Origin of the sequence: Miniphocaeibacter sp. (assembly GCF_049276255.1) — a bacterium.
Classification (GTDB): domain Bacteria; phylum Bacillota; class Clostridia; order Tissierellales; family Peptoniphilaceae; genus Miniphocaeibacter.
Window position 1 is genome coordinate 14,310 of sequence record NZ_JBASWB010000007.1, and the last position, 12,632, is coordinate 26,941.

Annotated in this window: 13 protein-coding genes; 10 read left to right on the forward strand and 3 right to left on the reverse strand. The window is 29.6% G+C overall.

Features of this window, described 5'->3' with window-relative positions; genetic code table 11:
* Positions 1-67: 67 nt before the first annotated feature.
* Positions 68-1,549: a carbon starvation protein A gene (locus WAO56_RS00810; RefSeq protein WP_422144965.1), complete on the reverse strand. Its 1,482-nt coding sequence runs from the start codon at positions 1,547-1,549 to the stop codon at positions 68-70.
* A 193-nt stretch (positions 1,550-1,742) separates the two neighbouring features.
* Between WAO56_RS00810 and WAO56_RS00815 the strand changes: the two genes are divergently transcribed.
* The 8 genes from WAO56_RS00815 to WAO56_RS00850 all read left to right on the forward strand — a co-directional run bounded on the left by WAO56_RS00815 (position 1,743) and on the right by WAO56_RS00850 (position 8,626).
* The gene (locus WAO56_RS00815; RefSeq protein ID WP_422144964.1) at positions 1,743-2,186 is read left to right on the forward strand and encodes a hypothetical protein; all 444 of its coding nucleotides are present in this window, start codon (positions 1,743-1,745) and stop codon (positions 2,184-2,186) included.
* A gap of 62 nt (positions 2,187-2,248) precedes the next feature.
* Positions 2,249-2,710, forward strand: a complete 462-nt coding sequence (locus WAO56_RS00820) for an 8-oxo-dGTP diphosphatase (protein WP_422144963.1) — start codon at positions 2,249-2,251, stop codon at positions 2,708-2,710.
* 20 nt (positions 2,711-2,730) lie between these two features.
* A complete protein-coding gene (locus WAO56_RS00825; RefSeq protein ID WP_422144962.1) occupies positions 2,731-3,465 on the forward strand; it encodes an NAD-dependent protein deacylase in 735 nt (244 codons plus the stop codon).
* 163 nt (positions 3,466-3,628) lie between these two features.
* Positions 3,629-4,633, forward strand: coding sequence for a methionine ABC transporter ATP-binding protein (locus WAO56_RS00830; RefSeq protein ID WP_422144961.1), 1,005 nt, complete (start codon positions 3,629-3,631; stop codon positions 4,631-4,633).
* Positions 4,633-5,289 (forward strand): methionine ABC transporter permease, encoded by a 657-nt coding sequence (locus tag WAO56_RS00835; protein WP_422144960.1) that lies wholly within the window; start codon positions 4,633-4,635, stop codon positions 5,287-5,289. The genes WAO56_RS00830 and WAO56_RS00835 overlap by 1 nt, the downstream gene beginning before the upstream one ends.
* Before the next feature lie 10 nt (positions 5,290-5,299).
* The gene (locus WAO56_RS00840; RefSeq protein ID WP_422144959.1) at positions 5,300-6,142 is read left to right on the forward strand and encodes a MetQ/NlpA family ABC transporter substrate-binding protein; all 843 of its coding nucleotides are present in this window, start codon (positions 5,300-5,302) and stop codon (positions 6,140-6,142) included.
* A gap of 135 nt (positions 6,143-6,277) precedes the next feature.
* Positions 6,278-7,222: an AEC family transporter gene (locus WAO56_RS00845; protein WP_422144958.1), complete on the forward strand. Its 945-nt coding sequence runs from the start codon at positions 6,278-6,280 to the stop codon at positions 7,220-7,222.
* Positions 7,223-7,459: 237 nt separating this feature from the next.
* A complete protein-coding gene (locus WAO56_RS00850) occupies positions 7,460-8,626 on the forward strand; it encodes an NAD(P)-dependent malic enzyme (RefSeq protein ID WP_422146184.1) in 1,167 nt (388 codons plus the stop codon).
* 87 nt (positions 8,627-8,713) lie between these two features.
* Here the strand turns inward: WAO56_RS00850 and WAO56_RS00855 are convergent, their stop codons facing one another.
* Both WAO56_RS00855 and WAO56_RS00860 read right to left on the reverse strand, forming a co-directional pair.
* The gene (locus tag WAO56_RS00855; protein WP_422144956.1) at positions 8,714-9,736 is read right to left on the reverse strand and encodes a PfkB family carbohydrate kinase; all 1,023 of its coding nucleotides are present in this window, start codon (positions 9,734-9,736) and stop codon (positions 8,714-8,716) included.
* Positions 9,737-9,752: 16 nt separating this feature from the next.
* A complete protein-coding gene (locus tag WAO56_RS00860; protein ID WP_422144955.1) occupies positions 9,753-10,385 on the reverse strand; it encodes a bifunctional 2-keto-4-hydroxyglutarate aldolase/2-keto-3-deoxy-6-phosphogluconate aldolase in 633 nt (210 codons plus the stop codon).
* A gap of 118 nt (positions 10,386-10,503) precedes the next feature.
* Here WAO56_RS00860 and WAO56_RS00865 point away from each other — a divergent pair, with 118 nt between their 5' ends.
* Both WAO56_RS00865 and WAO56_RS00870 read left to right on the forward strand, forming a co-directional pair.
* Complete coding sequence (locus tag WAO56_RS00865; protein WP_422144954.1) at positions 10,504-11,271, forward strand: IclR family transcriptional regulator; 768 nt, start codon at positions 10,504-10,506, stop codon at positions 11,269-11,271.
* A 93-nt stretch (positions 11,272-11,364) separates the two neighbouring features.
* Positions 11,365-12,609: an AI-2E family transporter gene (locus WAO56_RS00870; protein WP_422144953.1), complete on the forward strand. Its 1,245-nt coding sequence runs from the start codon at positions 11,365-11,367 to the stop codon at positions 12,607-12,609.
* Positions 12,610-12,632: the final 23 nt, after the last annotated feature.

Sequence of the window (12,632 nt, forward strand, 5' to 3'; positions counted from 1 at the left end):
TTTTACGGATTATAATAAATTAGTTCCTAAAAAAAAACAAGCTAAAGGTTTATCCTTTAGCTTGTTTTTATATTCTATCTAGTTTTATTATTTCGTCTTTTCTTTTTGAAGTTATTTTTAATATTAATATATAGAAAAGAACTACAAAAATTGCTCCTAAAATATAGGATATAGTATAACTTTGAGGATCAAAACCTAGACGACTTTCCAAACCAAAACCTATAGGTTCATGGAATATATAGGAAGCAACTATAAAGGTATAGTAAAATCCTGGAATCATAGAAATCCAATAATTTTTTCCATGGGCTTTTAAGTATACTGTAATTAATGCTAGGGCAAATACAGCTACAAATTGATTTGTAAAACCAAAATATCTCCATAATAGGTTAAATCCGTCTGCATTTGATTTTGCAAAGAAAAGAATTGCAATTGCTGGTATAAATATAATTAAAGAAAGAACAACTCTTTTAACAGCAGATTTTTGGTCAATATTAAATTGCTCAGCTATCATTAATCTTAATGACCTAAAGGCAGTATCTCCAGAAGTAATAGGTAATACTATAACTCCTGCTATAGCAAAAAGTCCTCCAACTGTTCCCATAAATTCTCTTGAAATAATTCCTACCATTTCTGTAGCACCAGTTGACACATCAGTACCGGAATTAAACAAAATCATTGCTCCAGCTGCCCATACCATGGCAATTAGACCTTCTCCTATCATCATATTGTAGAATACTCCACGGCCTTCTTTTTCATGTTTTACAGTTCTTGATATTAATGTTGCTTGGGAACCATGAAAACCGGACATTATACCACAGGCAACTGTTATAAAGAATACAGGTATGAATTTTTGCCCTGTTGGATGTTTTGCAAAAAGCAAACCGGTATTTGTAAGATTGTGTAAATTTGCACCACCATCTCTAATAATACCTATGAAAACTCCAATAGCAGATACTATTAAAACTGCACCAAATAAAGGATAAATTCTACCGATTATTTTATCAATTGGGAAAATTGTAGAAATAATGTAATAAAATAAAATTAGAGCATAAACAATCCAAATAACATTTGAGTTAATATCCATATGAAGAATATCGTTAACTATTAAGTCTCCTGGTGTATAAATAAATACAACACCTGTAAGTAACATTAATAGCCAAATAACAATGTTATATATTTTGTTCATAGTATTTCCCATGTATTTTGAAACTAATTTAGGTACCTGTGCACCGTTGTTTCTCATAGAGATCATACCAATAAAATAATCGTGTAAAGCTCCTGCTAAAACACATCCAATAGGAATAGTTATAAAAGCAATTGGACCAAATAAAATACCTTGAATTGGACCTAATATTGGACCGGTTCCAGCAATATTAAGTAATTCGATTAGTTTATTCTTCCAATCTTTCATAGGTACATAGTCAACACCATCGTAACTTTTAACAGCTGGTGTTTCCCTATCATCTGGGCCAAAAACCCTTTCGCAGAACTTTCCGTAGAAATATCCTCCTACTATTAATAGGAGCATTCCCGTAACAAATAAAATCATAAAAAACCTCCCTTTTATTATTGGTGGACAAGCCACCAATTTTTTATTTTAACATTATTGATAAATTTTATATATGATATTTATCAACATATAAAATAATAAACTATTTTATAAATAAATTAAACAATTTTTTTACTTGAATTATATATGTAAATTGTACTATGATAATATTAAATATTAATAAGGAGAGATTATGGATTTACATAAAAAAAGAAAATTTGCAGTATTTTTACAGATGTTAACAACAATTTTACTTTTCTATATTCTATACAAGTTTGCAAAAAAGGAATTAAGTTTAATTTATTTAGTAGTTGCTGTGTTAGTTTTTCTAGCATCTATGATTTATAGATTTAGGATTTTAACAAAGAATTTCTACGTTCAAAGATTTAAGAAAAATAAAGTCTTGGAATTTTTATCAAAAACACTACCTATTTTTTCTTTTTTTGCTATATTATATATTCCGGACATATATGGAATAAATGCAATTATTGGAGCTATAATGTTTAATACTAGTTTAGTAATAGATGAAAGATACACTAAATATTATACTCAGGAAGAATACGACGAATATATGAAAAACAAGAAAAAGAATAATAAGAAAAAGAAAGCTACAAACAAAAGTGGAAGTGGAAAATAAATACTCCACTTTTATTTTTATTAAAGAATAGTACTAGAAATAAGAATAAGTTGAGGGAAAATATGGAAGTAGTTTTAATGAATATGTGTATGATACATGATTTAAAAGATAATAAAGTTTTAGTTTTAGATAAGGTTAAAAATGAAGGTTGGGAAGGCTTAACTTTTCCCGGAGGCCATGTTGAAAGAAGAGAGAGTTTAGAAAGTTCCTGTATTAGGGAAATTAAAGAAGAAACTAATTTGAATATTGAAAATATTAAATTAAAGGGAATATTCCAATGGTATATGTTAGACTGCAATAAAAGATTAGTTGGTTTGTTATATTATACAAATTCATATTATGGTGACTTAATTTCCAGTAACAGAGAGGGGAATTTATCATGGATGGATTTAGAAACATTTTTAAAAATAGATAACAAATCCGACTCTATGGATGAGATTATGAAAATATATAAGGGAAAATACAAGGAGATAATATGTTATTATAAAGATGATAAGCTAAGTAATATTGACTATATTGAGTAATCCTAACTAGGAGGGATAATATGAATAATATAGAAAGGTTAAAAAAAGCAGTTATTAGAAGTAATAATATAGTATTTTTTGGAGGAGCAGGAGTTTCAACAGCGTCTGGCATACCGGATTTTCGTTCTGCAACAGGCTTGTATAATCAAAAAAATGACTCTAATTTTAGTCCGGAATATATGCTTAGTCATGAGTTTTTTGCCAATTACCCTAAAGATTTTATGAAATATGTTAAGGAAAATCTAATCTACGAAGATGCTAAACCAAATGCAGCCCATATAGGTTTGGCTAAGTTAGAAAAAATGGGAAAATTAAAAGGCGTTGTTACACAAAATATAGATTCCCTACATCAAATGGCAGGTAGTGAAAATGTAGTTGAAATTCATGGAAACCTAAGGGATTTTTATTGTACAAATTGTGGGCAGGAATATACATTAGAAGAAGTTAAAAACAATAATTACAGTATTGAATGTGATGTATGTAAAAAAGGCATTGTAAGACCGGATGTTGTATTATATGGTGAAAGTTTAAATGAAAACAATATTATAAATGCTATAAAATTAATAAGTGATGCAGAAATACTTCTAGTAGGAGGAACTTCCCTAAAGGTATATCCTGCAGCTAGCTTTATTCAATATTATAAGGGGAATAATTTAGTTTTAATAAATAAAGAAAAAACCGACTATGATCATATAGCTAATTATGTATATTATGATGACATAGGAAATATTATTTCCTACTTAGCCGATATCTAGTTATTTGAAATTAATATAGCTAAAATACTGTATTTAATTGACATACAATAGGCTAAAAGATATACTTTTAATATGCTTTATTGCAAAAAAGTTTTAAATTTTTTTGTAAAGAATTAATTAATTCCTCTCTAAAGAGAGGTTTTTTATATATAGTGGAGGTTTTATGATAGAGGTAAAAAACCTTGTAAAAGAATTTAAGGTTGGCTCAAATGTGTTTAGAGCTGTTAACGATGTTTCTTTTACAGTAAAACAAGGTGAAATATATGGCATTATTGGTTTAAGTGGTGCCGGGAAATCAACTTTAGTCAGATGTTTAAATAGATTAGAGGAACCAACGTCAGGTACAATTAAAATAGACGGTAAGGTAATTACATCACTAAATCAAAAAGAATTACTAGAAGAAAGAAAAGATATTGGAATGATTTTCCAATCCTTTAATCTTTTTGACCAAAAAACAGTTTATAAGAATATAGCCTATCCTTTGGAATTATTAAAAATGCCAAAGGATAAAATAGAAAATAGGGTAAATGAACTTTTGGAATTTGTCGATTTAATGGATAAGAAAAATTCATATCCGGCAGAAATTTCAGGAGGGCAAAAACAAAGAGTGGCTATTGCTAGAGCAATTGCAACAGAGCCAAAACTACTATTAAGTGACGAGGGAACATCAGCCCTTGATCCTGCTAATACAAAGCAAATATTGGAATTACTTAAGAAGGTAGTTAGGGAACTAAATATGACAATTGTTATGATTACTCATCAAATGGAAGTAGCTAAGGATATTTGTGACAGAATTGCCGTTATGGAAAATGGTAAAATAATAGAGGAAAATACAGTTGAGGAGCTTTTTAGAAACCCTAAACATAAAAGAACCCTGTCCTTTATAGAAAATCTTAAGGAGTCAGATGATGACTTTTTATGGAATCCTGAAGAATTTAAGGGGAAATTAATAAGAATAACCTATGATGATAACACATCAAAAGAACCTATTCTTAGTGATATTGTTAAAAAATTTGATTCTTCAATAAATCTAATACAAGGAAAAATTAACAAGGTAACAGATAAGTCCATAGGCTATATGATAGTAGAGGTAATTGGGGATTACCAAGAACTAGGTAAAATTTTAGACTATCTTGAAGAAAAGAATATAAAAGCGGAGGTGCTATAATGACTTATGAACAAGTTTGGGAAGTAGTGGCTCCTGCAACCTTAGAAACTCTATATATGGTTTTTGTATCCTCTATAATAGCTGTAATACTGGGTTTACCTTTAGCGATTATATTAGTAGTTACCAGGGAAGATGGAATATCACCATCAAGTTATATCTACAATTTTTTAAGTACGGTTATTAATGTTTTTAGATCCATTCCCTTTGCTATCTTAATAATGATTTTATTAGGACTATCTAGAATTATTGTAGGAAAGGTAATAGGGCCGACAGCTTTTATAGTTCCACTAACAATAGCATCAATTCCATTTGTAGCAAGATTAATGGAAGGTTACTTTTTAGATATGGATAAAGGCTTAATAGAAGCGGCAAAGGCTATGGGGTCAACTAATTCTCAAATAATTTTGAAAGTTATGATTCCGGAAACTATGCCTATGATAATTAACGGTATTGTAATGACTATTATTAATATAATAGGATATTCAGCAATGGCTGGTTTTATTGGAGGAGGAGGGTTAGGAGCAGTAGCCTTAACCTATGGACATCAAAGATCAATAACTATTCTACTTTGGATACCTGTAATATTACTTGTAATAATAGTACAAATCGTTCAAATAATAGGAAATTATTTAAATAGAAAAACAAATAAAAAATAGGGGGTAAAAAATGAAGAAAAGAGTATTAGCAATTTTACTAGTAATTTCAATGTTAGCAGTTGTTGGATGTAGTTCTAAAGATAAGGAAAAGGACACTACAAAAACAACTGGAGCAGCAACTAGTGAAGAAAAGTTAGAGAAAATTAAGGTAGGTGCAACAGCAACACCTCATGCAGAAATATTGGAAGCATTAGAAGAGGATTTTAAAGCTGAAGGTTTAGAAGTTGAAATAGTTAATTTTGATGATTATGTAATGCCGAATATAGCTTTAGATAGTGGTGACATAGATGCTAACTTCTTCCAGCATAAACAATATTTAGATCAACAAAATGAAGAAAAGGGTTATGATTTTGTAGTAGCAGGGGAAATACATGTTGAACCAATGGGCTTTTATTCTACAAAGCATAAGTCATTAGATGAATTACCTGAAGGTGCAGAAATATTAATTCCAGATGACCCTACTAATGGTGGAAGAGCCTTATTATTATTGGAAAACAATGGACTTATAAAATTAGATGATAACACTAATTTAAGTGCTACAAAGGAAAATGTTGCTGAAAATCCTAAAAACTTAAAATTTACAGCATTACAAGCAGTTAATATTCCAAGTGCCTATGTTGATGTTGATGGAGCAGTAATTAATTCTAATTATGCATTAACAGTGGATTTAAATCCTTTAAAAGATAGTATTGTAATGGAAGGTAATGACTCACCTTATGTAAATATAGTTGCAGTAAAATCTGAAAATAAGGACAATGAAAATATTAAAAAACTTGTAAAGGTAATGACTTCAGAAAATTGTAAAAAATTCATAGAAGAAAAATATGAGGGAGCAGTAGTTCCTGCATTTTAAGTAAAAAGAAGTAAATGTTTAAATAAAAAACATTTACTTCTTTTTGTATAATATTTAACTTTAAGAATACTTATTTATACTATATGATTATAGTAGAGTAAAAGTATTAAATTTATTACAAAGGATTAAGAAAATATGGGTTTATTTATTGAAATAGTTAAAGTTATTTTTCCAACTTTTTTTCTAATAGGTTTAGGATTTTTGGCAGGCAAGTATAATATAATGTCTAAAAATTTTGTAGACGAAGGAAATCGTCTAGTTTTTAATATTTTTATGCCCTTGTACATGTTAACCAGTATAGTAAATTCAAAATCTTTAAAAAATATAAATTTCTATGTTCTTTTATATGTAATCTTATTTTATATTTGTGTTTTTGTAACAGCGATGTTCTTACTTAATAGGACCAGAAGGACTAGAGGAGTTAAAGCAACTATGCTCCAAGGAATTGTAAGACCAAATATGTTACTTTTAGGAATAGCTTTAGCAACTAATTATTATGGTAAAAATATAGATATAAGTCCCTTAGTATTATTAATAGGATTTTTAGGACCGATTACCAATATTTTCGCTGTTTTAGGATTTGAAATCTATGCCAGTGTAGGAAAAATTAAGTTATCTAAAATAGTTATAAATATTATAAAAAATCCGTTAATATTAGGTGCAATTTTCGGGTTAATTATAAATATTTGTAAAATTCCAATTTCGCCAATAATACTGGAGCCATTAACGGACTTAGGGGCCTTAACTACACCTTTAGGCTTAATGTTTATTGGAGCAGGGCTAGTTTTGAAAAAAGATAAAACCATGTTAAAAAATGTTTATCTTACCTGTCTAGGAAGAAATTTATTAATTCCAATATTCGGTATATTTATTGCTGTTTTTCTAGGATTTAGAGGAATGGATTTATTTGCAATAGTAATTTCCATGTCAGCGCCGGCTGCAGTTTCAAGTTATGTTTTAGCTGTAAATTACACAGGTGAATCTCAATTAGCGTCAAGAATAATAATGTATACTACTATATTTAGCGTATTTACTTTAACAGTTGAGCTTTATTTATTAACTTTAAAAAATTTGTTATAGAATTAATAGTCATCTTGTTTTTAATTAAGTTTTTATAAATACTAGCTTTATAGTTTTACCTTAAGTTAGGATTATGTTAAAATTTATTTGTACATATATTAAAATGAATTGTTAAAAATAGAACTATTAATTTTGAAATTATAAAATATTTAAAATAAAAGAATAAAAAATTATAAAGGTACAAAGTTGGCAGTTTATTTTTCTTTAGTACCTATATTTTTTGGGTAGGAGGTTGTTATGTCAAATATTTATGAATTAGCATTAAAAAAACATGAAGAATGGAAGGGGAAACTTTCAGTAGAATTAAAGGCTAAGTTAGAGGATAAGGATGATTTAGCTATTGCCTATACTCCAGGAGTAGCAGAGCCTTGTAGAAAAATTGCAGAAAACAAAGACGATGCCTATAAATATACTTGGAAGGGAAATACCGTTGCTGTAATTTCCGATGGTACTGCTGTACTTGGTTTAGGTGATATAGGACCGGAAGCAGCTCTTCCAGTTATGGAAGGAAAATGTGTTTTATTTAAAAAATTCGGAGAAGTTAATGCTGTTCCTCTTGTGTTAGATACAAAGGATCCTAAAGAGATAATCAATATAGTAAAGGCTGTTGCACCAACATATGGTGGAATTAACCTTGAAGATATTTCCTCTCCTAGATGTGTGGAAATTGAAAGAACTTTAATTGAAGAATTGAATATTCCTGTTTTTCATGACGACCAACACGGAACTGCTATAGTTGTTACTGCTGCACTTATTAATGCCTTAAAAATAGTAAATAAAAAAGCAGAAGATATTACTGCTCTTGTTTCAGGTACTGGAGCAGCTGGTTTTTCAATTATAAAAATGATTAGGCAATTAGGTGTAAAAAACATATATGCTTTTAATAGGTCAGGTGTGTTAAATAAAAAATATTCCCAGGAATATAATTTTGTAAAAAAAGAAATAGCAGGAATTACCAACTTAAATGAGGAAGACATAACTCTTGAAGAAGCTATGAAAAAGGCTGATTTATTTATTGGAGTAAGTGGTCCAAAGGTTTTAAATAAAGAGATGGTTTCTTCTATGAAAAAAGATTCTATTGTATTTGCTATGGCAAATCCTGAGCCGGAAATAGGGTACGAAGATGCTATTGAAGCTGGAGCAAGGGTTGTTGGTACAGGTAGATCGGACTTTCCTAACCAAATCAACAATGTTTTGGCTTTTCCAGGTTTATTTAAAGGGGCTTTAAAGGCTAAGGCAAAGAAGATTACAGAAGAAATGAAAATGGCAGCAGCTGTAGGTATAGCAAAACTTGTTTCAGATGAAGAGTTAAATGAAAAGTATATTATACCTTCAGCATTTGATGATAGAGTTGCAGATATTGTTGCAGATGAAGTTGAAAAAAAGCTAAAGAATTGGGAATAACCAGATAATAATAAGAAAACGCCTATTGAACCAATAGGCGTTTTCTTATTATTATTTATTATTTAAGAATAGAATGAAATTGTCTTTTTATCTTTGAACTCTTCCAGAAGCATCTCCACCTACTAGGTTTTCAACTTCTTCAACAGTCACTAGGTTAAAGTCTCCATTAATTGTATGTTTTAAAGCTGAAGCAGCAACACCAAATTCTAAGGCGTCTTTAAAATTCTTTCCTTCAAGTAAACCATGAATAGTTCCTGAAGCAAAGGAATCTCCACCACCAACTCTATCTACAATTCTAACTTCGTATTTTCTAGAAACATAGAATTCATTTCCATCATATGCACAAGCAGACCAACCATTGTCAGATGCAGAATAGGATTCTCTTAATGAACTTATAACATATTTAAAATCAAATTTGTCAATCATTTGTTTAAATATATTTTTATATCCTTCTAGTTCTAATTCTCCTGTAGTTACATCTGTATCTCCAGGTTTAAAACCTAAAGTTAAGTGAGCGTCTTCTTCATTACCAATACAAACATCAACATATTGCATTAGATTTGTCATTACTTTTTGAGCTTCTTCAGGAGTCCATAAATTTTTTCTATAGTTTAAATCTACAGAAACAGTTACTCCATTAGCTTTTGCTGCTTTACAAGCTGCTTCGGTTAAATCAGCTGCTTCTTTACTTAAAGCAGGAGTTATTCCTGAAAAATGGAACCATTTCGCATCTTTAAATATTTCATCAAAATCAAAGTCATCTATAGTTGCTTCACTAATTGATGAATGAGCTCTATCATATACTACTTTTGATGGTCTCATTGAAGCACCAGTTTCTAAATAGTATATACCAACTCTGTCTCCACCTCTAGTTATATAGTCTGTATGGACACCATATTTTCTTAAGCTATTTACTGCAGATTGACCAATTGGGTTATTTGGTAATTTACTTACAAAATAAGCATCATGTCCATAATTAGCTAATGAAACAGCTACATTAGCTTCACCACCACCATAGTTTACATCGAAAGAATCGGATTGTACAAATCTTCTATATCCTGGTGTGGATAGTCTTAACATTATTTCTCCTAAGGTAACAACTTTTGCCATAATTAAATCCTCCTTGTTATTTAGCTTCTCTAGCTTCTTTAACCTTGCCTACAAATTCTTTAGCAGCATTTGTCATTTCTTCACTTGTGCCTTTAGTAAGGTTTCCACCAACACCTACGGCTATACATCCATTTTTAATCCATTTGTCAACATTATCAATACTAACTCCACCAGTTGGCATTAAAACTGCTTGTGGTAATGGTCCTTTAACAGCCTTAATAAAGTCAGGGCCAAATGCTGAACCAGGGAATACTTTAATAACATCTGCACCTGCTTCCATAGCTTTAATCATTTCTGTTAAAGTCATACAACCAGGCATATAAGGAGTTTGGTATCTGTTGCATAATTTTGCACTTTCTAAATCGAAAGCAGGGCTAACAATATATTTAGCTCCAGCTAAAATTGCAGCTCTTGCAGTTTCGCTATCAAGTACAGTTCCTGCACCTACTAATAAATCATCTCCAAATTCGTTTGTTAATTCTTCAATAACTTTACTAGCTCCAGGTACGGTATATGTAATTTCTATTGCATCAATACCGCCTGCCATACAAGCTAAAGATATTCTCTTAGCTTCTTCAGTAGAAGTAGCTCTTATTACTGCTACAACTCCAACTTTTTCAATTCTTTGAATAACTTCAAATTTTCTCATGGTATCCTCCTTGTGTTTCACAATACAAAACTATATACTACAATATGAAACTTGTTAATTCTATTATAGTTGGTTTATAATAGAATTGCAAATAAATTTGAAAGGGTAGTGTAAAATAATGGCAGAAATAGTTCAATCCCTAGATAGGGCTTTAAATATATTGGAAATTGTAGCAAAAAATGAAAATGGAATAGGTATTAAAGAGTTAAGTGAACAGACTAATTTACATAAAAGTACTGTACACAGACTTTTACATTCTTTAATATATAAGGGATTTGTAGAACAAAATGAAGAAACTGGCAAATACTCTATAACATTTAAGCTTTATGAGTTAGGAATAAATAAAATTCAAAATATAGATTTAGTAAAAATCGCTAGACCCTATGTTGAAGAATTAATGGACAAGGTAGATGAGGTAGTACATTTAGTTGTAAGGGATGGTAACTATATAGTATATGTTGATAAGGTTGAAAGTAAAAATACAATTAGAATGTTTTCAACTATTGGTAAGAGGACTCCCTTGTATTGCTCTTCTGTAGGTAAGGCAATTACTGCGTATTTATCAGAAGAAGAAGTTGAAGAAATTTGGAATAGTTCAGATATTAAAAAGTTTACCCCAACTACTATTACAGATTTTAATAAATTTAAAGAAGAGCTAGAAAGTATTAGGAAGTTAGGCTATGCTGTAGATAATGAGGAACATGAAATAGGCGTAAGATGTATTGGTGCACCTATTTTTAATATTGACGGTAAGGTTGAATCGGCAATAAGTGTATCTGGACCGTCTAATAGAATGACCGATGAAAAATTAGATGAGATTTCAAATTATATTAAATACTATGCAAATAAAATTTCAGAAAGACTAGGATATAGTATTAAAGAATAGTTAAGAAATTATTACAATTGTTTAATTATATTGTTATTTAATTTAAAGTAATTTAAAATTGATATAAAGTCTAAAATACAATTGAGGTGAAGAATGAAAATTGATTGGAACGAGAAAGATAGAACAAAGGCCATTTATGGAATAATTGTTGCTGTTGTTTCAATAATATTTTTCTTTGTATTGTATCGGATTGATGATGTAAAAGAAAGTATTGGTAATTTCTTTGGAATATTCTATCCGTTTATAATAGGAGGAGTTTTTGCCTTTCTATTAAATTTACCCTTATCATTTATAGAGAAAATGTTAAACAGAATAAAGGTTTTCTCAAAATTAAAGGATAGGACAAAGAGAATTATTTCTACAACATTAACATATATTTTATTTTTATTGTTTATAGTATTATTTTTTAGTTTACTAATTCCACAACTATATGACTCAATAAAAACTTTAATAGATAGTGCTGGTAAACTTATGGCTACTACAAATTTATATAAACTTGAGGAAATATTGGAGAAGTTTAAAATTGATCCTAATATAGTTGAATTTATTACCGACAAGGCAAATGAAATCCTAAGTTTTATTACAGATTTCTTTAAGGGTATGCTTCCTAGATTAGGCTCAATGGCGTCAGGAGTTGTAACTACAACAGTAGCTTGGTTTGTTGGTTTTATAGCTTCAATTTATATATTATTTGACAAGGAAAGATTTGGTGCATTAGCAAGAAAGGTATCATATTCTTTTTTACCGACAAAAGTTTCTGAAAACTTAATTAGAATAGTTATGAAAATCAATTCTACTATGAAGGGATATATTGGAGGTCAGCTTCTAGTAGTTTCAATTCTAGGAATTATGATGGCAGTGGGATTAAGTGTTCTTGGAGTAGAAGGAGCCATTGCAATGGGATTTATTATAGCAGTAACGGATTTAATTCCTTATATAGGTCCTTGGATTGGTTCAGTACCAGTGTTTTTAATGATATCGGTGCAAAATTTCAACAAGGCATTAATTTTTATAGTAATGATTTTAATAGCTCAACAAATAGAGGAAAATCTATTAAAACCAAGAGTTCAAAGTGATAAATTAGGAATTTCTGCCTTTTGGATATTAGTTTCAATTATTATTGGTGGAAGTTTATTTGGAATAGTAGGAATGATTGTAGGAGTTCCTATATTTGTTGTAATCTATCAATTAATAAAGGAAATATCAGAATATAGGTTAAAGAAAAAGGGATTACCTATAGCAACTGATGAATATTTAAAAGAAGAGAATAAAATCATTTCGGGAAAAACTAAAAAAAATGAAAGTGGAAAAATTTTAGATATAGATAATAATGAATAATAACTATAAAAGTGAAGGTTTTA

Excerpts from the sequence above, each read along its gene's own strand:
- WAO56_RS00810 (WP_422144965.1), bottom strand. The coding sequence starts at position 1,549 with ATGATTTTATTTGTTACGGGAATGCTCCTATTAATAGTAGGAGGATAT.
- WAO56_RS00815 (WP_422144964.1), top strand. The coding sequence starts at position 1,743 with ATGGATTTACATAAAAAAAGAAAATTTGCAGTATTTTTACAGATGTTA.
- WAO56_RS00820 (WP_422144963.1), top strand. The coding sequence starts at position 2,249 with ATGGAAGTAGTTTTAATGAATATGTGTATGATACATGATTTAAAAGAT.
- WAO56_RS00825 (WP_422144962.1), top strand. The coding sequence starts at position 2,731 with ATGAATAATATAGAAAGGTTAAAAAAAGCAGTTATTAGAAGTAATAAT.
- WAO56_RS00830 (WP_422144961.1), top strand. The coding sequence starts at position 3,629 with ATGATAGAGGTAAAAAACCTTGTAAAAGAATTTAAGGTTGGCTCAAAT.
- WAO56_RS00835 (WP_422144960.1), top strand. The coding sequence starts at position 4,633 with ATGACTTATGAACAAGTTTGGGAAGTAGTGGCTCCTGCAACCTTAGAA.
- WAO56_RS00840 (WP_422144959.1), top strand. The coding sequence starts at position 5,300 with ATGAAGAAAAGAGTATTAGCAATTTTACTAGTAATTTCAATGTTAGCA.
- WAO56_RS00845 (WP_422144958.1), top strand. The coding sequence starts at position 6,278 with ATGGGTTTATTTATTGAAATAGTTAAAGTTATTTTTCCAACTTTTTTT.
- WAO56_RS00850 (WP_422146184.1), top strand. The coding sequence starts at position 7,460 with ATGTCAAATATTTATGAATTAGCATTAAAAAAACATGAAGAATGGAAG.
- WAO56_RS00855 (WP_422144956.1), bottom strand. The coding sequence starts at position 9,736 with ATGGCAAAAGTTGTTACCTTAGGAGAAATAATGTTAAGACTATCCACA.
- WAO56_RS00860 (WP_422144955.1), bottom strand. The coding sequence starts at position 10,385 with ATGAGAAAATTTGAAGTTATTCAAAGAATTGAAAAAGTTGGAGTTGTA.
- WAO56_RS00865 (WP_422144954.1), top strand. The coding sequence starts at position 10,504 with ATGGCAGAAATAGTTCAATCCCTAGATAGGGCTTTAAATATATTGGAA.
- WAO56_RS00870 (WP_422144953.1), top strand. The coding sequence starts at position 11,365 with ATGAAAATTGATTGGAACGAGAAAGATAGAACAAAGGCCATTTATGGA.